The sequence below is a fragment of the Enterobacter cloacae complex sp. P15RS genome (assembly GCF_014895905.1).
Lineage (GTDB): Bacteria > Pseudomonadota > Gammaproteobacteria > Enterobacterales > Enterobacteriaceae > Enterobacter > Enterobacter quasihormaechei.
On the sequence record NZ_JADBQL010000010.1, the window covers coordinates 98,236 to 116,539 of the forward strand.

Here is an 18,304-nt window from a genome sequence, read left to right on the forward strand (position 1 = left end):
ATGAAAAGAATCATCACTGTACTGATCGTGTCGTCTGTGTCCTGCCCGGTATTCGCCGGGGCCTATGTTGAAACCCGTGAAGCCTACAATACGGCCTCTGAGCTGCACGAAGTGATCCTGCGTGCCGGCTATAACTTCGATATGGGCGCGGGGCTGATGTTCACCAACGCCTACAACGTGGGGAGATGGGATGAGCTCAAGCACAGCTATAACGAAATAGAGGGGTGGTATCCGCTCTTTAAACCGACGGATAAACTCACCTTTCAGCCCGGCGGGTTGATCAACGACAGCAGCGCCGGTTCGGGTGGCGCGGTGTATTTAGATACCAACTATAAATTCACGGACGGGTTTAATCTGACGTTCCGCTATCGCTATAACCGTAACAATTACGATACGCCGGACTATAACGGGCAGATGGATAAGAACGACACGCACGAATTCGCCAACTACTGGAATTTCAAAGTGACGGATGCGTTTTTCTACACCTTTGAGCCGCACTTTTTCCAGCGGATAAATGATTACCACAGCAAAAATGGCAAAGACCATCACTGGGAAATAACCAACAAGTTCAGCTATAAGATCGACAGAAACTGGCTGCCGTACCTCGAGCTTCAGTGGCTGGACCGATGGAATGATTACAACCGCGAGCAGTACCGGATTCGGTTAGGGTTACGGTATTCGTTCTAATAAAAAAGCCGCTGATCGCTCAGCGGCTTTTTCGTTGCCGGGTGGCGCTTGCGCTTACCCGGCCTACGGCATAACCGAATTACTCTTCTTTCGCACCGCGCATAGCACGTTTACGATCGTTCTCGGTCAGGTGACGTTTACGGATACGAATTGACTGAGGCGTCACTTCGACCAGTTCGTCATCATCGATGAATTCCAGAGCCTGCTCCAGGGTCATCTTGATCGGTGGAACCAGAACCGTTGCTTCGTCAGTACCGGACGCACGCATGTTGGTCAGTTTCTTACCGGTCAGGCAGTTTACCGTCAGGTCGTTAGAACGGCTGTGAATACCGATGATCTGGCCTTCGTAAACTTCAGCACCGTGACCCAGGAACAGCTTACCGCGATCCTGCAAACCGAACAGCGCAAACGCAACCGCTTTACCCTGACCGTTGGAGATCAGCACGCCGTTGTTACGCTGGCCCACTTCGCCCGGACGCACGTCGTCGTAGTGGCTGAAGGTGGAGTACAGCAGACCCGTACCGGAGGTCATGGTCATGAACTCAGAACGGAAGCCGATCAGGCCACGGCTTGGGATCACGTAGTCGAGACGTACGCGGCCTTTGCCATCTGGATTCATGTTTTTCAGGTCGCCTTTACGCTCGCCCAGCGCCTGCATCACAGAACCCTGGTGCTGCTCTTCAACGTCCAGCGTTACGTTTTCGAACGGCTCTTGTTTACGGCCATCGATTTCGCGGAAGATAACTTTCGGACGGGAAACCGCCATCTCGAAACCTTCACGACGCATGTTTTCAATCAGAACGGACAGGTGCAGCTCACCACGACCGGAAACGCGGAATGCATCAGCGTCTTCAGTTTCTTCAACGCGCAGCGCAACGTTGTGCACCAGCTCTTTGTTCAGGCGGTCAAGGATCTGACGAGAGGTAACGAACTTACCTTCTTTACCACAGAACGGAGAGGTGTTGACGTTGAAGAACATAGATACGGTTGGTTCATCAACGGACAGGGCTGGCAGCGCTTCAACGTTCTGCGGATCGCAGATGGTGTCGGAGATGTTCAGCTCACCCAGACCGGTGATGGCGATGATGTCGCCCGCTTCAGCGATGTCGCTCTCGATACGCTCAAGACCCAGGTGAGTCAGAACTTTACCGACTTTACCGTTACGGGTTTTGCCTTCGCTATCGATGATAGTGACCTGCTGGTTAGGCTTCACTTTACCGCGCTTGATACGACCAATGCCGATTACGCCAACGTAGTTGTTGTAGTCGAGCTGGGAGATCTGCATTTGCAGGGTGCCTTCCAGGTCAACGTTTGGCGCAGGAACGCGGTCAACAATCGTCTGGTACAGCGGAGTCATGTCTTCAGCCATGTCTTCGTGATCCAGACCCGCGATACCGTTCAGCGCAGAGGCGTAAACGATAGGGAAGTCCAGCTGCTCGTCGGTCGCGTCGAGGTTAACGAACAGGTCGAATACCTGGTCAACAACCCAGTCAGGACGCGCGCCAGGACGGTCAACCTTGTTGATCACAACGATAGGTTTCAGGCCGTGGGCAAATGCTTTTTTGGTCACGAAGCGCGTTTGCGGCATAGGGCCATCAAATGCGTCAACCACCAGCAGCACGGAATCCACCATGGACATCACGCGCTCAACTTCACCACCGAAGTCGGCGTGCCCTGGGGTATCAACGATGTTGATACGGTAGTCATTCCATTTGATAGCGGTGTTTTTGGCGAGGATGGTAATCCCACGCTCTTTCTCCAAATCGTTGGAGTCCATCACACGCTCTTGAGTTTCGGCACGAGCATCAAACGTACCAGACTGCTGTAGCAGCTTATCAACCAGGGTAGTTTTACCATGGTCGACGTGCGCGATGATGGCGATATTACGCAATTTTTCGATCACAACTTTGCCTCAGGCATTTAGAAATAGCGCGTTATTGTACACGGATTAATCGCACTACAAAACAGGATCACAAACATCCCCCGCAAACAAGTATTGCAGAGATGCTTTGTGATCGCTTTCACGGAGCGGTAAAAGGGCACTTTAACGTAAATTGCACCAATATGGTGCTCAATGTTCACATTGAAGCACTATAATGGTGCAACGAATCCAATGTGGTGCAGCCCTTCTGCACTATGGTGCGCATGATAACGCCTTTTGGGGGTGTTTTAAAAGTTGGCACAGATTTCGCTTTACAGAAATACAGTAAAAATATGGCAGCCCAGCCGATTTGAAGACCTCGTTACCACGACGACAATGACCAATCTGGAGAGTTAAGTATGTCCGCTGAACACGTTTTGACGATGCTGAACGAACATGAAGTGAAGTTTGTTGATCTGCGCTTCACCGATACCAAAGGTAAAGAACAGCACGTCACGATCCCTGCTCATCAGGTGAACGCCGAATTCTTTGAAGAAGGCAAAATGTTTGACGGCTCCTCCATTGGCGGCTGGAAAGGCATCAACGAATCCGACATGGTTCTGATGCCAGATGCAACCACTGCGCTCATTGACCCGTTCTACGAAGAACCTACGCTGATCATCCGCTGCGATATCCTGGAACCCGGCACGCTGCAAGGCTATGACCGTGACCCACGCTCCATCGCAAAACGCGCTGAAGAGTACCTGCGCTCTACCGGCATCGCAGACACCGTTCTGTTCGGGCCAGAGCCAGAGTTCTTCCTGTTCGACGACATCCGTTTTGGTGCTTCCATTTCTGGCTCCCACGTGGCTATCGATGACATCGAAGGCGCATGGAACTCTTCCACCAAATACGAAGGCGGTAACAAAGGTCACCGTCCTGGCGTGAAAGGCGGTTACTTCCCGGTTCCTCCGGTCGATTCTTCACAGGACATCCGTTCTACCATGTGTCTGATCATGGAAGAGATGGGCCTGGTTGTTGAAGCGCACCACCACGAAGTGGCGACGGCTGGCCAGAACGAAATCGCTACCCGCTTCAACACCATGACCAAAAAAGCGGATGAGATTCAGATCTACAAATACGTTGTGCACAACGTTGCGCACCGTTTCGGTAAAACCGCGACCTTCATGCCAAAACCAATGTTCGGCGATAACGGTTCCGGTATGCACTGCCACATGTCCCTGTCTAAGAACGGCACCAACCTGTTCTCTGGCGACAAGTACGCGGGTCTGTCTGAGCAGGCGCTGCACTACATCGGCGGTGTTATCAAGCACGCTAAAGCGATCAACGCCCTGGCGAACCCGACCACCAACTCCTACAAGCGTCTGGTCCCAGGCTACGAAGCACCGGTGATGCTGGCTTACTCTGCCCGTAACCGTTCTGCATCTATTCGTATCCCGGTGGTGGCGTCTCCGAAAGCGCGTCGTATCGAAGTGCGCTTCCCGGACCCGGCGGCTAACCCATACCTGTGCTTCGCAGCACTGCTGATGGCCGGTCTGGACGGTATCAAGAACAAGATCCACCCAGGCGAAGCAATGGACAAAAACCTGTACGACCTGCCGCCAGAAGAAGCGAAAGAGATCCCACAGGTTGCCGGCTCTCTGGAAGAAGCCCTGCAAGCGCTGGACGCAGACCGCGAGTTCCTGACCGCTGGCGGCGTGTTCACCGATGAAGCGATCGACGCTTACATCGCGCTGCGTACCGAAGAAAACGACCGCGTTCGCATGACGCCGCACCCGGTTGAGTTCGAGCTGTACTACAGCGTTTAATTGATTTGTTTTGCCCGGCGCTTTCGCGTCGGGAGTAGTTGCCGTGGAAACTTTAGCCCATCTTCGGATGGGCTTTTTTCTCCACCAACAACCTGATCTCACGCGCTTTTTACCTTTAAAACGCTATACTGCACTAAAATAGTGCAACTACTCCAGGAGACTGCTGAATGGCAACTGGCACGCTGCCCGATGCTGGGCAGATCCTCAATTCTTTGATTAACAGTATTTTGCTGGTCGACGACGAGCTGGCGGTGCATTACGCCAACCCGGCGGCGCAGCAGTTGCTCGCCCAAAGCGCCCGTAAGCTGTTTGGCACGCCGCTGCCGGAACTGCTGAGCTATTTCTCGCTGAATATTGGCCTGATGCAGGAGAGTTTGCAGGCGGGCCAGGGCTTCACCGATAACGAAGTGACGCTGGTGATTGACGGACGCTCGCATATTTTGTCCCTCACCGCCCAGCGCCTGCCGGATGGCATGATTCTGCTGGAAATGGCGCCGATGGATAACCAGCGTCGTCTCAGCCAGGAGCAGCTTCAGCATGCGCAGCAGATTGCGGCGCGCGACCTGGTGCGCGGGCTGGCTCATGAGATTAAAAACCCGCTGGGCGGCTTACGCGGTGCGGCACAGCTCCTGACCAAAGCGCTGCCTGACCCTGCCCTGGCGGAGTATACCAACGTCATTATTGAGCAGGCGGACCGTCTGCGTAACCTGGTCGATCGTCTGCTCGGACCACAGCAGCCGGGGATGCACGTTTCAGAAAGCATTCACAAAGTTGCGGAGCGAGTGGTGAAACTCGTCTCTATGGAGCTGCCGGATAACGTCACGCTGGTGCGTGATTACGACCCAAGCCTGCCGGAGCTGGCACACGATCCGGACCAGATTGAACAGGTGCTGTTGAACATTGTGCGTAACGCGTTACAGGCGCTGGGCCCGGAGGGTGGCGAAATTATTCTGCGTACCCGCACCGCGTTCCAGCTGACGCTGCACGGCGTGCGTTATCGTCTGGCGGCACGTATTGACGTGGAAGATAACGGGCCGGGGATCCCGCCGCATCTTCAGGACACCCTGTTCTACCCGATGGTCAGCGGTCGCGAAGGCGGCACCGGACTGGGGTTATCCATAGCCCGTAATTTGATTGACCAACACTCCGGCAAAATTGAATTTACCAGTTGGCCGGGACATACCGAGTTTTCGGTTTTCCTGCCGATTAAAAAATAAAGGTGACGTTTATGCAACGAGGGATAGTCTGGGTAGTCGATGACGATAGCTCCATCCGTTGGGTGCTTGAACGCGCGCTCACGGGAGCGGGATTAAGCTGCACGACGTTTGAGAGCGGCAGCGAGGTGCTCGATGCGCTTACCACCAAAACGCCGGACGTGCTGCTCTCGGATATTCGCATGCCGGGAATGGACGGACTGGCGCTCTTAAAGCAGATCAAACAGCGCCACCCTATGCTTCCGGTCATCATAATGACCGCCCACTCCGACCTGGATGCCGCCGTCAGCGCATACCAGCAGGGGGCGTTTGATTACCTGCCAAAACCGTTTGATATCGACGAAGCCGTTGCTCTGGTCGAACGCGCCATCAGCCACTATCAGGAGCAACAGCAGCCCCGCCACGCACCGGATTTCGGGCCTACGACGGACATCATCGGTGAAGCGCCGGCCATGCAGGACGTGTTCCGCATCATCGGGCGTTTGTCCCGGTCGTCCATCAGCGTATTGATTAACGGAGAATCGGGCACCGGTAAAGAGCTGGTCGCGCACGCCCTGCATCGCCACAGTCCGCGGGCAAAAGCACCCTTTATCGCCCTCAACATGGCAGCGATCCCCAAGGATTTGATTGAATCTGAACTGTTTGGCCACGAAAAAGGGGCGTTTACCGGCGCGAACACCATTCGTCAGGGACGCTTTGAACAGGCTGACGGTGGAACGCTTTTCCTGGATGAAATCGGCGATATGCCGCTGGATGTACAGACCCGTCTGCTGCGCGTACTGGCAGATGGTCAGTTTTACCGCGTGGGCGGCTACGCGCCGGTGAAGGTGGACGTGCGTATTATCGCCGCGACGCACCAGAATCTGGAGCTGCGCGTGCAGGAGGGCAAGTTCCGTGAGGATTTATTCCACCGCCTGAACGTGATCCGCGTGCACCTGCCGCCGCTGCGCGAGCGTCGGGAAGATATTCCGCGCCTGGCGCGTCATTTCCTGCAAGTGGCGGCCCGCGAGCTGGGCGTGGAAGCCAAGCAGCTTCACCCCGAAACGGATGCCGCCCTCACCCGTCTGGCGTGGCCGGGCAACGTGCGTCAGCTGGAAAACACCTGCCGCTGGCTGACCGTGATGGCCGCCGGACAGGAGGTGTTGATTCAGGATCTCCCTGCCGAACTGTTTGAAGCCACCGTGCCCGAAAGCAGCACCGGACATGCGCTGCCGGACAGCTGGGCGACTCTGCTGGCGCAGTGGGCCGATCGCGCGCTGCGTTCCGGTCATCAAAATCTGCTCTCCGAAGCGCAGCCTGAGATGGAGCGCACGCTGTTGACTACCGCGCTTCGTCATACTCAGGGCCACAAACAGGAAGCGGCTCGCCTGCTGGGATGGGGTCGAAACACCCTGACGCGCAAGCTGAAAGAGCTGGGAATGGAGTGATCTCTACCGCAGTGTAAAGATGATTAATTGAGCGCAAATTGCCGTTATTTTGCGCTTTACTGTTCCGATGAGTTTTGTATGATCGTGCCCGGAAATTGGGGGAGCATCATGCTGGAATCATTAGTGACTTTGCTTTCGAGCGGAGCAGCGGAAAGCCACACGCCACAAACTGCCGTTGCGGCGGTGCTGTGTGCGGCGCTGGTTGGGCTGTTTAGCTAGCGAGCTGTTGAGGAAAAGCCGGGTGGCGGCTTTGCCTTACCCGGCCTACATAAGTGCGAGATGTAGGCCGGGTAAGCGAAGCGCCACCCGGCATTGCAGCTCAAATCACCCGCGAGAACTGCTGCATACGCGCTTTCTGGCGCAGATAGGCGTCGAAGCACATGCAGATATTACGAATCAACAGACGCCCTTTCGGCGTGACCTCAATCGCGCTCTCCGACACATCCACCAGCCCGTCTTTCGCCAGCGGCGCCAGAAGCTTCAGGTCTTCGGCAAAGTAATCGCTGAAGTGCAGATCCCATTGCGACGCCACCTCGCTGAAATCGAGGCGGAAGTTGCAGATCAGCGCCTTAATTACATCACGACGGATGCAGTCGTCGCGCGTTAACGCGATGCCGCGCCACAGCGCGTTGCCGGTTTCGTCTACCTGCTGATAGTACAGCTTCAGCTCTTTCTGGTTCTGGGCGTAGCAGTCGCCAATCATGCTAATGGCGGAGACGCCCATTCCGAGCAGATCGGTATCGCCCTGAGTGGTGTATCCCTGGAAGTTACGGTGGAGAACACCTTCGCGCTGGGCAATCGCCAGCTCGTCGTCCGGACGGGCAAAGTGATCCATACCGATAAACTGATAGCCGGTTTCGGTCAGCGAGGCGATGGTCTCCTGCAAAATGTCCAGCTTCTGCTGGGCGGAAGGCAGATCCGCATCTTTGATTTTGCGCTGAGCGGCGAACAGCGTCGGCAGGTGCGCATAGTTAAAGACGCTCAGGCGGTCCGGGTTGAGCTCAGCCACGCGTTTAAGCGTGAAGGCAAAGCTCTCCGGCGTCTGCTTCGGCAGGCCGTATATCAGGTCGATGTTCGTTGAGGTAAAGCCGATTTCACGCGCATGGTTGAGTAAGGCAAAGATAAACGCTTCGTCCTGCTCGCGGTTGACCAGGCGCTGTACTTCTTTGTTGAAGTCCTGCACGCCCATGCTCAGGCGGTTGAAGCCCTCGGCGCGTAAATGATCGAGCACATCCAGCTCGATTTCACGCGGATCGACCTCGATCGAGATTTCAGCGTCGTTGATGAAGCTGAAGTTCTCGCGCAGCAGCGTCATCAGGCGGCTAATTTGCGCTTTATTCAGGTAGGTTGGCGTACCGCCGCCCCAGTGAAGCTGGCTGACGTGGCGCCCGGAAAACAGCGGTGCGCGGTGCAGGATTTCCTGCTCTAGCGCATCGAGGTATTGGTCTGCTTTGTGCTGCTGGCGGGTAACGATTTTATTGCAGCCGCAGAAGTAGCAGAGCTTGTGGCAGAACGGAATATGGACGTAGAGCGACAGCGGGCGCTCGGGGTAGCGCGCGACAGCCTGCTGAAAATCCGCCTCGCCGAAAGCGTCAGAGAACTCCAGCGCGGTGGGGTATGAAGTATAACGCGGCCCGGAATAGTTATATTTCTGGATCAGGGCCAAATCCCAGTCGATAGATGGTACAGACATGCTCACTCCTTCCGTTGGTGTCGCGTTCGTATACGGCGGCCCGTTCTGGTCCCGTTGCGGGCCATCATTCGGGTGCGCAGCCACTTCTGTCGCCGCGACAACCGCCGTAGTTTAACGAATAACCACACCAGATAACATATAACCGGAAGGGTTATAAGCAGGACGAGTGTACCTGCCGGGTGCAAATGTTAGTTTCCACCTTTCAGCAGACGCATCATATCTTCCTGCTTTTCGTCTTCCTCTTCGTCTTCTTCATCATCGTAGGACAGACCCAGCTTTTGCATCAGTTCATCAATGCGGTCCAGTTTGGCGTCCACCCAGGACTGCTCTTCGGCGGTCAGGGTTTCACCCTCTTCAAGACGTTCCAGCAGCGCGTCCAGGCGCTCATCGTTCTCCAGCATATCCAGCTCAGCCTGCGGTGAAAGCATAGGTTTCTCGCTCTTTGGTTTGTGCTGCTTAGTGACCGGCGTGTCTGTCACGCCCAGTGGAATGGGAGTTTTACTGCCGATACGAGGATCTTTCTGCTGTTTGCCTTTTGCAGAAGCGCCTGCGGCACCGCCACCGTTAGCACGGCTACCCGAAGCATGGCCACGGTGTTTTTTATCGCGTTTGCGATCGCGCGCTTCCTGATTCAGTTCTTCGCGCGTTTTGCGGCGTGCTTTTGCAGGGCGTTTCGCGCCCGCAGCGGAGGTCGGTTTTTTCATGATGTTTTATCTTTAAGTCGTTTTCTTCAGTATAGAATTGCGGCGAAATCTAGCAGAAAGCAAGCAAAGAAAAAAGGCGACAGAGCAATCTGTCGCCTTTTTTCCTGACTCACAACCCTTAACGGGTCAGACATTCCGTGTTTGCCTACAACAAACCCTGTTTATCCCTTGGCTACTACCGTCCGTGATACGGTTCCGTTTCCTGTTAAAAACGCCTCCAGGCGCCGGTCGTCCTGACAATCCTGAGTCTTCGCCTCCTGGCGCTCCTGACCCTTATCCTTAAGTCGTTATCCTGCTGGCATCCTCGCCTTGACGCACACTTTACCTTGTTCTCTTAAACTAACAAGCAACGAAAAGGTACTAAACCGGATTTTCAGATAATTACTCATTATTAACTCTTTGAATTTTAATATTTTGATTCTTTTAGCGCCTGCGATTTCTCTTAAATTTCTCATACACATAAAGGCAGATCTCTCACACGCCGTAAGGTCTTTACTTACAGGTCAATGACGATGGGAAAAGCCTTTTGCCCGCATTCAGGTATAATCCCCCGCAGATTACGATTTTTGGAGACGACCACGTGACTACCTGGAACTACCAACAGACGCATTTTGTCACCAGTGCGCCCGATATTCGCCACCTGCCCTCAGACACAGGGATTGAAGTGGCATTTGCTGGCCGCTCCAATGCGGGAAAATCCAGCGCCCTGAATACGCTGACCAATCAGAAAAACCTGGCGCGTACCTCAAAAACACCTGGCCGTACTCAGCTGATTAACCTGTTTGAAGTGGCTGAAGGAAAACGCCTGGTCGACTTACCGGGCTACGGTTACGCGCAGGTACCGGAAGAGATGAAGATCAAATGGCAGCGTGCACTGGGTGAATACCTGGAAAAACGCATGTGTCTGAAAGGTCTGGTGGTGCTGATGGATATTCGACACCCGCTAAAAGATCTCGACCAGCAGATGATTGACTGGGCGGTGGCAAGCGATATTGCGGTGCTGGTGCTGCTGACAAAAGCGGATAAGCTGGCGAGCGGCGCGCGCAAGGCGCAGGTGAACAAGGTTCGTGAGGCGGTGCTGGCATTCAACGGTGATGTGCAGGTTGAACCGTTCTCCTCGCTGAAAAAGCAGGGCGTGGACAAACTGCGGCAGAAGCTCGACAGCTGGTTTAACGACCTGGAACCGGCGACAGAAGCGGAAGCAGAGTAACAACAGGCGCGGCGATGACCGCGTTTTTTTCGCCCGAAACTTTCCTTGCCGCAATAAAAAACGCCCCAGTCATTACTGACTGGGGCGGCTAAAATATTCAGCCAAATCCGATTACGTGAAGTAAAAGGTCTGAAAGATAGAACATCTTACCTCTGTACCCTACATCGCTAACTCTACTCTTTTTTTATCGCTGGAAAAAGCACTTTTTGTAGTTTTTTTTCATTCTTTACATAGGGAATTCTAATGATCGTCACAAAATGCGCGTTCTTATGTTGCTTACTTACATAAAACGCGCGTTGTTCCGTGAACCTTTAGTGAGCCTGATCCCAGTTTTCGCCGCTGCCTACTTCCACCAGCAACGGAACGTCCAGCTTCATGCTGTTTTCCATCAGTTCATGGATTTTCTGTGAGACCGTATCCAGGTCGTCTTTATGAACTTCAAATACCAGTTCATCGTGTACCTGCATGATCATTTTTACGCGCGGTTTCTCTTTTTCCAGCCAGGCATCAACGGCGATCATCGCACGTTTAATGATGTCTGCGGCCGTGCCCTGCATCGGGGCGTTGATCGCAGCACGTTCAGCACCCGCGCGGCGCGCGGCGTTGCTGGATTTGATGTCCGGAAGGTAGAGACGACGACCGTCCAGCGTTTCAACGTAGCCTTTCTCTTTCGCCTGCGCGCGGGTGCGCTCCATATATTCCAGCACGCCCGGATACCGCTCGAAGTAGAGATCCATATACTTCTGCGACTCTTTACGCGGAATGTTGAGCTGACGTGAAAGGCCAAAGGCGCTCATACCGTAAATCAGACCAAAGTTGATCGCTTTTGCGCTACGACGCTGTTCGTTCGTCACGCTCTCCAGCGGCAGCCCAAACACTTCGGCAGCGGTTGCCCGGTGGATGTCTTTCCCTTCGGCAAACGCCGTCAGCAGGCCTTTATCACGCGACAGGTGCGCCATAATGCGCAGTTCGATTTGCGAGTAGTCTGCGGAAACAATCAGATAATCCTCTGGCGCAATGAAAGCCTGGCGAATACGGCGGCCCTCTTCATTACGCACCGGAATGTTCTGGAGGTTAGGATCGGTTGATGAAAGGCGCCCGGTCGCCGCCACGGCCTGATGATAAGAGGTGTGTACGCGGCCCGTTTTCGGGTTGATCATCAGCGGCAGTTTGTCGGTATAGGTCGATTTCAGCTTCGCCAGACCACGGTATTGCAGAATAACTTTTGGCAGCGGATAGTCCAGCGCCAGCTCTTCCAGCACCTCTTCAGAGGTTGAAGGAGCGCCACCCGGGGTTTTCTTCAGCGGCTTAATACCCTGTTTTTCAAACAGGATGGTTTGCAGCTGTTTCGGGGACGACAGGTTGAACGCCTCGCCCGCCAGCTCATGCGCTTTCTGTTCCAGCTCGGTCAGTCGCTGCGCCAACTCGCCAGAGTGGTTATGGAGTACGGTTGGGTCGATTTTAACGCCGTTACGCTCAATGCGGGACAGCACCGGCACCAGCGGCATCTCAATGTTCTGGAACACATTCAGCGGCCCTTCGTGCTTCTGCAATTTTGGCCACATTTTAAGGTGCAGCTGTAGCGTGACGTCAGCGTCTTCCGCGGCGTAGCGGCCAGCTTCTTCCAGCGCAATCTGGTTAAAGGTCAGCTGATTTTTACCCTTACCGGCAATTTCTTCAAAAGTGATGGTTTTGTGCTTCAGCCAACGGTCAGATAAGGAGTCCATATCGTGGCGGCCCGCCACGCTGTCCAGAATGTAGGATTCCAGCATGGTGTCAAAAGCGATACCACGCAGCTCAATGCCGTAGTTTTGCAGAATACCGCGGTCGTACTTCAGGTTTTGCCCCACCTTCAGCGCGTTCTCGTCTTCCAGAATCGGCTTCAGCAGTTCTAAGGCACGCTCGCGGGAGATTTGCTCCGGCGCATCCAGATAGTCGTGCGCTACCGGAACATAGGCTGCAATACCCGGCTCCGTTGCGAAGGACAGGCCCACCATATTGGCAGAAATGTTATCGAGGCTGTCCGTTTCGGTATCGAAAGCAAACACGGGTGCTTTTTTCAGCTTTTCAATCCAGGCGACGAGCTGTGATTCCTCAAGGAGGGTTTCATAGTTGTCGAAGGAGAGCGCTGCCGCCGCCTCTTCTTCCTGCTCTTCAGCATCAACGACGAGGGTCTCTTTCGGCTTCGCCGCAGGTTTTGCCCCTTTCGCCTGAAGCCATTTCCCGGCTTCGACATCCGTGGTCCAGCGTTTAAATTCGTATTTTCTGAACAGGCCAAGCAGTTCGTCTGCCGCGGGTTCCTGCACTTCAAGCTGCTCGCAGGTAAGCTCCAGCTCTACGTCGGTTTTGATGGTGGCCAGCTGATAAGAGAGATAAGCCACCTCTTTGTTATCGGCGAGCTTTCCGGCCATGGTTTTTGCGCCACGGAAGGTAAGCCCGGCAATTTTGTCGGACTCTGCGTACAGCGTATCCAGCCCACCCAGCCCTTGCAGCAGCGCCTGAGCCGTTTTTTCGCCCACGCCCGGCACGCCAGGAATGTTATCTGAGGAATCCCCCATCAGGGCGAGGAAATCAATAATGAGTTCTGGCGGCACGCCATATTTGGCGACAACTTCTTCCGGGCCAAGAATGGTATTGGTCATGGTGTTGATCAGCGTGATCCCCGGCGTTACCAGCTGCGCCATATCTTTATCACCGGTGCTGATCAGGACCGGGCGGCCAGCTTTTTCCGCTTCGCGCGCCAGAGTACCTATTACGTCATCAGCTTCAACACCTGAGACCGCCAGTAATGGCAGCCCCATCGCTTTCACCATAGCGTGCAGCGGTTCAATCTGTGCACGCAGATCGTCAGGCATGGGAGGACGGTGAGATTTGTAATGCTCAAATAATTCATCGCGGAAGGTTTTACCCTTCGCATCAAACACAACGGCCGCATGGGTTGGGTGATATTGCAGAATGAGGCTGCGCAGCATATTCAGCACGCCGTACATTGCGCCGGTAGGTTCCCCTGCGCTGTTGGTCAGAGGAGGAAACGCATGATACGCCCGATACAGGTAAGAAGAGCCATCGACGAGTATAAGTGGGTTTTCTGGGATCTGAACCATAATGTCCGTGCCTGTTATGAATTTATGGGTAAAGGATGCCACAGAAGGATGAAAACATCAGGTTTTAGCGCTTTATACAGAAAAAGATTTTGCGATCGTGAAGATCGCTCGCAAAATCAAACTGTGGATAAGTTTGTGCATATTTTTAATACAGGTGAATAACAGTTCAATAAAGCTGATGAGGCAAACTTATTTATTTAATAAAAACAATTGGTTGAATTGAGATCGCTTAAGATCCCTTCCCACTGGTGGTTATTTAGTCTATGTGGATATAAGCCTTAAGCAACGTGTCTATATAGAGAATTTTGCTGCATAGCAGGAAAAGCAACAGCCTCTTCGTGTGAAAGCGCCCTGGTCTGGGCGTATTTCTGATAAGATCGGCGCCCAGCACCGGATAGCCGGCTGCTCAATTACAGCTAACTATCTGAAAATATTCATTATGTCGAGACTACTCGCTGCGATAACATTATTGCTAAGCGTCATTTTAACTATTCTGGTTACCATCGCCTGTTCTGTGCCAATCATCGTTGCCGGAATAATTAAGCTCCTGCTGCCCGTCCCTCCGGTATGGCGCGCAGTGTCTGCTTTTTGTAATTTTATGATGTACTGCTGGTGTGAAGGGCTGGCGATCCTGTTGTATCTGAACCCCTGGCTGAAGTGGGATGTTCAGGGCCTGGAGAAGCTGAACAAAAAGCACTGGTATCTGCTGATCTGCAATCACCACAGCTGGGCCGATATCGTTGTATTGTGTGTGCTGTTTCGCAAACACATTCCGATGAATAAGTACTTCCTGAAGCAGCAGCTGGCCTGGGTGCCCTTCATTGGTTTGGCCTGCTGGGCGCTGGATATGCCGTTTATGAAACGCTATTCACGCAGCTATTTAATTCGTCATCCGGAACGCCGCGGTAAGGATGTGGAAACCACACGCCGTTCTTGCGAGAAGTTTCGCGCGCATCCCACCACCATCGTTAACTTCGTCGAAGGGTCACGCTTTACCGAAGAGAAGCGACAGCAGACGCGCTCTCCCTATCAGAATCTATTGCCGCCAAAGGCCGCGGGTATCGCGATGGCGCTCAACGTGCTGGGTGAGCAGTTTGATAAGTTGCTGAACGTAACGCTCTGCTATCCGGAAAACGACAGGACGCCGTTCTACGATATGCTCAGCGGCAGGCTGACACGTATCGTAGTCCGCGTTGATCTGGTGCCCGTAGATGCGGCGCTGCACGGTGATTACGTAAACGATAAGAACTTCAAACGTCGTTTCCAGCTTTGGCTTAATACACTCTGGAAAGAGAAAGACGAACAGATAGCGAAGATTAAATCTTCATACAAAAACGCCGGTCAATGACCGGCGTTTTTCTTTATGTTTGTTACTTTTTCTCAACCAGGTGTTTCACGGTATCAGCGTACTGTTGTACGAAGATATCCATGCTGGTCGTGTCCATACCACGCATATTCACCTGGTATTTGCCGTTAACATACATCGCCGGCACGCCCTGCAACTGGAAGTCCGCGGCAGCTTTTTCCTGCTGTGCCACGAGAGATTTCACCACAAAGCTGTTCCAGGCTGCGTCGTAGTCTTCACCTTTCACGCCGGCATCCACGAATACTTTACGGATATCTGCCGTGGTCTGTACGGTCTGGGTTTTCTGTACCGCTTCAAACATAGGTGCGGTGATCTTATCTTCCACACCCAGCGCGATCGCCACCGCCCACGCCTGCGTCAGGTCTTTACCCAATGGGCCAAGGAACTCAACGTGGTATTTCGTCATTTTGGTGCCTTCCGGCAGCTTTTTCTTCACGTTGTCAGAAACATGAAGCACCTGCTCAAACTCGTAGCAGTGCGGGCAGTAGAAGGAGAAGAACTCCAGCACCTGAGGCTCGCCAGCAACAGGCTTGTCCAGCGTAATGTACTGCTTGCCGTCGGTAAACTGCGCAGCAGTTGCGCTAAATGCCAGAATCATACCAGCCAGCGCCAGCCAAATTTTTTTCATGATTAACTCTCTCCTGAGTGTGTCCAATTAATACATCGGCGTTAATTGCAAAGGGGGTTCCTGAAGAACCTTAACCTGCTCGGTAAATGTGGATATCTGGCTGCGCCAGTAATCCTCCCCGGTAAGCCAGGGGAAATTTCGGGGAAAAGCCGGGTCTTCCCAACGCCTGATTAACCACGCGAGATAATAAACAAATCGCATCGCACGTAAAGGCTCTATCAAGGCAATTTCGTCTGAATTAAAGGGGCTAAATTCTTCATAAGCTTCAATTATGGTCTCAAGCTGCATGCGCTGCTCGGCTTTATCACCGTTGAGCAGCATCCACAGATCCTGAACCGCAGGCCCCATACGTGCGTCATCGAGATCGACAAACAGGGGGCCATCACGCCAGAGAATATTCCCGGCGTGGCAATCACCGTGCAGGCGCAGAGCGGTAATATCATCCCGCCAGCAGGTTTTTACCGCATCAATAAGCTTATCGGTCGCCGAAAGAAATTTATCCTTAAGCGCCTTCGGGATCAGCGCCGATGTTTCGAATACCTGTCGCGGCTCAATAAGGTATTCCTGAACACCAATCGTCGGACGGGCAACAAACGGTTTTTTGCGTCCCGTCTGATGAATGCGCCCCAGATAGCGGGCGACCCATTCCATCTGATCGATATTATCCGCCTCAAACTGTCTTCCGCCCAGGCTCGGAAATATCGCGTAGTAAAAGCCCTGATGGCTCAGCAGCGTTTGGTTATTGAATTTGATCGGTGCCGCAACGGGAACATCGTCAGCCAGCAGATCGTGGGCAAACTGATGCTCTTCCTGAATTTGTTCTGCGGACCAGCGCTGCGGACGGTAGAACTTTACGACAAAGCGCTGGCGCTCTTCGTCCTGGAATTGATAGACGCGGTTTTCGTAGCTGTTTAAAGGGGTTAACCCGGAATCCACCCGAATACCCTGCTCGAACAGCGCATCCACAATGGTATCCGGGTGTAAAGTCTGGAAAGTAAAAGCCTGGTCGTTCATCCGATCATCCGGAAATTATACGAATGATTCAGGATATCATCTTGTGGCGATTTCGGTGGCTCCGCTTACAAGCTTTTACTCTTTAATTACGCCTCGGGCGCGCAGTAATGCGGTTTTAAAATCCTCTTCATAATCTTTCTGAATGCCAGGGATTACAGCATCTTTAGCCGAGTCACGCATTTTGAGGTGGTAGATCAGGATGTCGTCAGAAAGGTCTGCCAGTTCACCATCAAAACCTGACTCTTTCGCCAGTTTCTGTAAAAATTGCATCAGATTCAGCTCTGGCTCTTTTTGCCAGGCCGGCTGGAGAAGCTCAATGACTTCATTAAGACGTTTACATTTCATGGTAGTGCTCCTTTCATTTAGAGAGACACGTTAGCAGGGTCAATCCCACAATAAAAGAGGCGATATTCGTGAATCAATGCCAGCAAATCATCGGGGTCGTTCTGGCCGGGGGCCGGGCAACGCGAATGGGCGGAAAAGATAAGGGTCTTCAGCTCCTGAACAATACCCCCTTATGGCAGCATGTTGCTGATACGCTGGCAAATCAGGTGTCGTCGATGGCGATCAGCGCTAACCGGCATATCGATATTTATCAGCGCAGTGGATATCCGGTTTATCAGGATAACCAGGTGGACTACCCCGGCCCGCTGGCGGGAATGCTTTCCGTTATGCAGCAGTCACACGGAGAGTGGTTTCTCTTTTGTTCATGTGATACGCCCTTCATCCCGTCCTGTCTGGCTGAACGTCTGGTGCAGCGGCGCGATGATGCTCCCGTCGTCTGGGTGCACGACGGTGAACGCGACCATCCAACGATCGCATTGATTCACCGCGCGTTAATCCCCGCGCTGGACGCTTATCTTGCATCAGGAGAGCGACGCGTAATGGTATTTATGCGCCAGTCAGGGGGGCACGCCGTTGATTTTAGCGACATGAAATCGGCGTTTGTGAATGTAAACACGACGGAAGATTTGCAGATGATGCAGGAGAAGAAATGATACCCGTTTTAGCGATCTCTGCCTGGAGCGGCACGGGGAAAACTACGCTGCTAAAAAAACTGATACCTGCACTTTGCGCTAAAGGCATTCGTCCCGGACTGATTAAGCACACGCACCATAACATGGACGTCGATAAGCCGGGGAAAGATAGCTATGAGCTGCGTAAGGCTGGCGCGGCGCAAACGATGGTGGCGAGTAACCAGCGCTGGGCGTTAATGACAGAAACCCCGGATGAAGCACCGCTGGATCTCGCTTATCTTGTCAGCCGGATGGATCACTCCACGCTGGATCTGGTGCTGGTTGAGGGGTTCAAGCATGAGGCTGTTGCGAAGATCCTGCTGTTCAGAAGCGATGCGGTTCATAACGTAAATGAGTTAACGCTGGATGAGCATGTTATTGCCGTAGCCAGTGACGTTGTGTTGTCGCTGGACGTACCGGTTCTGGATTTGAATAACGTGGATGTGATTGCAGAGTTTATTGTGGAGTGGTGTGCAGTCTGAGATCTGCCAGGTGACGGCTTCGCCTTACCTGGCCTACTTTTCGACGTATAAACGCAAAAAGGCCATCCT

Annotated in this window: 16 protein-coding genes and 1 pseudogene; 9 read left to right on the forward strand and 8 right to left on the reverse strand. The window is 53.3% G+C overall.

Going from position 1 to position 18,304, the window contains the following annotated elements; translation table 11 throughout:
* Nucleotides 1-687, forward strand: a complete 687-nt coding sequence (gene ompL, locus IM267_RS06860) for a porin OmpL (RefSeq protein ID WP_063865415.1) — start codon at nucleotides 1-3, stop codon at nucleotides 685-687.
* Between the two features lie 79 nt (nucleotides 688-766).
* On the opposite strand, the gene typA is transcribed toward ompL, so the two are convergent.
* Nucleotides 767-2,590 (reverse strand): ribosome-dependent GTPase TypA, encoded by a 1,824-nt coding sequence (typA, locus tag IM267_RS06865; protein WP_006808726.1) that lies wholly within the window; start codon nucleotides 2,588-2,590, stop codon nucleotides 767-769.
* Between the two features lie 377 nt (nucleotides 2,591-2,967).
* Between typA and glnA the strand changes: the two genes are divergently transcribed.
* From glnA to IM267_RS06885, 4 genes are all read left to right on the forward strand, one after another.
* On the forward strand, nucleotides 2,968-4,377 hold the full coding sequence (gene glnA / locus IM267_RS06870) for a glutamate--ammonia ligase (protein WP_003861925.1): 1,410 nt from the start codon (nucleotides 2,968-2,970) through the stop codon (nucleotides 4,375-4,377).
* A gap of 167 nt (nucleotides 4,378-4,544) precedes the next feature.
* Nucleotides 4,545-5,594 (forward strand): nitrogen regulation protein NR(II), encoded by a 1,050-nt coding sequence (gene glnL / locus IM267_RS06875; protein WP_003861923.1) that lies wholly within the window; start codon nucleotides 4,545-4,547, stop codon nucleotides 5,592-5,594.
* An 11-nt stretch (nucleotides 5,595-5,605) separates the two neighbouring features.
* Nucleotides 5,606-7,018, forward strand: coding sequence for a nitrogen regulation protein NR(I) (gene glnG, locus IM267_RS06880; protein ID WP_063449670.1), 1,413 nt, complete (start codon nucleotides 5,606-5,608; stop codon nucleotides 7,016-7,018).
* 108 nt (nucleotides 7,019-7,126) lie between these two features.
* On the forward strand, nucleotides 7,127-7,237 hold the full coding sequence (locus tag IM267_RS06885) for a YshB family small membrane protein (RefSeq protein WP_017382667.1): 111 nt from the start codon (nucleotides 7,127-7,129) through the stop codon (nucleotides 7,235-7,237).
* A gap of 100 nt (nucleotides 7,238-7,337) precedes the next feature.
* Here IM267_RS06885 and hemN read toward each other — a convergent pair whose 3' ends face one another.
* The 3 genes and pseudogenes from hemN to IM267_RS21520 all read right to left on the reverse strand — a co-directional run.
* Entirely contained in the window at nucleotides 7,338-8,711 is a 1,374-nt protein-coding gene (gene hemN, locus IM267_RS06890) for an oxygen-independent coproporphyrinogen III oxidase (RefSeq protein ID WP_063865412.1), read from the reverse strand.
* 188 nt (nucleotides 8,712-8,899) lie between these two features.
* On the reverse strand, nucleotides 8,900-9,415 hold the full coding sequence (gene yihI / locus IM267_RS06895) for a Der GTPase-activating protein YihI (protein ID WP_006808729.1): 516 nt from the start codon (nucleotides 9,413-9,415) through the stop codon (nucleotides 8,900-8,902).
* 194 nt (nucleotides 9,416-9,609) lie between these two features.
* A pseudogene (locus IM267_RS21520) lies at nucleotides 9,610-9,696 on the reverse strand (hypothetical protein); the annotation flags it as partial.
* 299 nt (nucleotides 9,697-9,995) lie between these two features.
* Between IM267_RS21520 and yihA the strand changes: the two are divergent.
* Nucleotides 9,996-10,625: a ribosome biogenesis GTP-binding protein YihA/YsxC gene (yihA, locus tag IM267_RS06900; protein WP_003861913.1), complete on the forward strand. Its 630-nt coding sequence runs from the start codon at nucleotides 9,996-9,998 to the stop codon at nucleotides 10,623-10,625.
* A gap of 311 nt (nucleotides 10,626-10,936) precedes the next feature.
* Here yihA and polA read toward each other — a convergent pair whose 3' ends face one another.
* The gene (polA, locus tag IM267_RS06905; RefSeq protein WP_193033054.1) at nucleotides 10,937-13,729 is read right to left on the reverse strand and encodes a DNA polymerase I; all 2,793 of its coding nucleotides are present in this window, start codon (nucleotides 13,727-13,729) and stop codon (nucleotides 10,937-10,939) included.
* Between the two features lie 439 nt (nucleotides 13,730-14,168).
* Here polA and IM267_RS06910 point away from each other — a divergent pair, with 439 nt between their 5' ends.
* Nucleotides 14,169-15,077, forward strand: coding sequence for an acyltransferase (locus IM267_RS06910; RefSeq protein WP_193033055.1), 909 nt, complete (start codon nucleotides 14,169-14,171; stop codon nucleotides 15,075-15,077).
* A gap of 22 nt (nucleotides 15,078-15,099) precedes the next feature.
* Here the strand turns inward: IM267_RS06910 and dsbA are convergent, their stop codons facing one another.
* From dsbA to IM267_RS06925, 3 genes are all read right to left on the reverse strand, one after another.
* Nucleotides 15,100-15,723, reverse strand: a complete 624-nt coding sequence (gene dsbA / locus IM267_RS06915) for a thiol:disulfide interchange protein DsbA (protein WP_063449666.1) — start codon at nucleotides 15,721-15,723, stop codon at nucleotides 15,100-15,102.
* Nucleotides 15,724-15,750: 27 nt separating this feature from the next.
* Nucleotides 15,751-16,737 carry a serine/threonine protein kinase gene (locus tag IM267_RS06920; RefSeq protein ID WP_063865407.1) on the reverse strand — a complete coding sequence of 329 codons (987 nt, stop codon included), beginning with the start codon at nucleotides 16,735-16,737 and terminating at the stop codon, nucleotides 15,751-15,753.
* Nucleotides 16,738-16,812: 75 nt separating this feature from the next.
* Entirely contained in the window at nucleotides 16,813-17,082 is a 270-nt protein-coding gene (locus IM267_RS06925) for a YihD family protein (RefSeq protein ID WP_003861904.1), read from the reverse strand.
* A gap of 68 nt (nucleotides 17,083-17,150) precedes the next feature.
* On the opposite strand from IM267_RS06925, the gene mobA reads away from it, so the two are divergent.
* Together mobA and mobB are read left to right on the forward strand one after the other, a co-directional pair.
* On the forward strand, nucleotides 17,151-17,735 hold the full coding sequence (mobA, locus tag IM267_RS06930; RefSeq protein ID WP_193033056.1) for a molybdenum cofactor guanylyltransferase MobA: 585 nt from the start codon (nucleotides 17,151-17,153) through the stop codon (nucleotides 17,733-17,735).
* A complete protein-coding gene (gene mobB, locus IM267_RS06935; protein ID WP_193033057.1) occupies nucleotides 17,732-18,235 on the forward strand; it encodes a molybdopterin-guanine dinucleotide biosynthesis protein MobB in 504 nt (167 codons plus the stop codon). The genes mobA and mobB overlap by 4 nt, the downstream gene beginning before the upstream one ends.
* The last annotated feature ends 69 nt before the right edge of the window (nucleotides 18,236-18,304 follow it).

Bases quoted from the DNA above. Each gene is read 5' to 3' on its own strand.
- ompL (WP_063865415.1), top strand. From the start codon at position 1: ATGAAAAGAATCATCACTGTACTGATCGTGTCGTCTGTGTCCTGCCCG.
- glnA (WP_003861925.1), top strand. From the start codon at position 2,968: ATGTCCGCTGAACACGTTTTGACGATGCTGAACGAACATGAAGTGAAG.
- glnL (WP_003861923.1), top strand. From the start codon at position 4,545: ATGGCAACTGGCACGCTGCCCGATGCTGGGCAGATCCTCAATTCTTTG.
- glnG (WP_063449670.1), top strand. From the start codon at position 5,606: ATGCAACGAGGGATAGTCTGGGTAGTCGATGACGATAGCTCCATCCGT.
- IM267_RS06885 (WP_017382667.1), top strand. From the start codon at position 7,127: ATGCTGGAATCATTAGTGACTTTGCTTTCGAGCGGAGCAGCGGAAAGC.
- hemN (WP_063865412.1), bottom strand. From the start codon at position 8,711: ATGTCTGTACCATCTATCGACTGGGATTTGGCCCTGATCCAGAAATAT.
- yihI (WP_006808729.1), bottom strand. From the start codon at position 9,415: ATGAAAAAACCGACCTCCGCTGCGGGCGCGAAACGCCCTGCAAAAGCA.
- polA (WP_193033054.1), bottom strand. From the start codon at position 13,729: ATGGTTCAGATCCCAGAAAACCCACTTATACTCGTCGATGGCTCTTCT.
- IM267_RS06910 (WP_193033055.1), top strand. From the start codon at position 14,169: ATGTCGAGACTACTCGCTGCGATAACATTATTGCTAAGCGTCATTTTA.
- dsbA (WP_063449666.1), bottom strand. From the start codon at position 15,723: ATGAAAAAAATTTGGCTGGCGCTGGCTGGTATGATTCTGGCATTTAGC.
- IM267_RS06920 (WP_063865407.1), bottom strand. From the start codon at position 16,737: ATGAACGACCAGGCTTTTACTTTCCAGACTTTACACCCGGATACCATT.
- IM267_RS06925 (WP_003861904.1), bottom strand. From the start codon at position 17,082: ATGAAATGTAAACGTCTTAATGAAGTCATTGAGCTTCTCCAGCCGGCC.
- mobB (WP_193033057.1), top strand. From the start codon at position 17,732: ATGATACCCGTTTTAGCGATCTCTGCCTGGAGCGGCACGGGGAAAACT.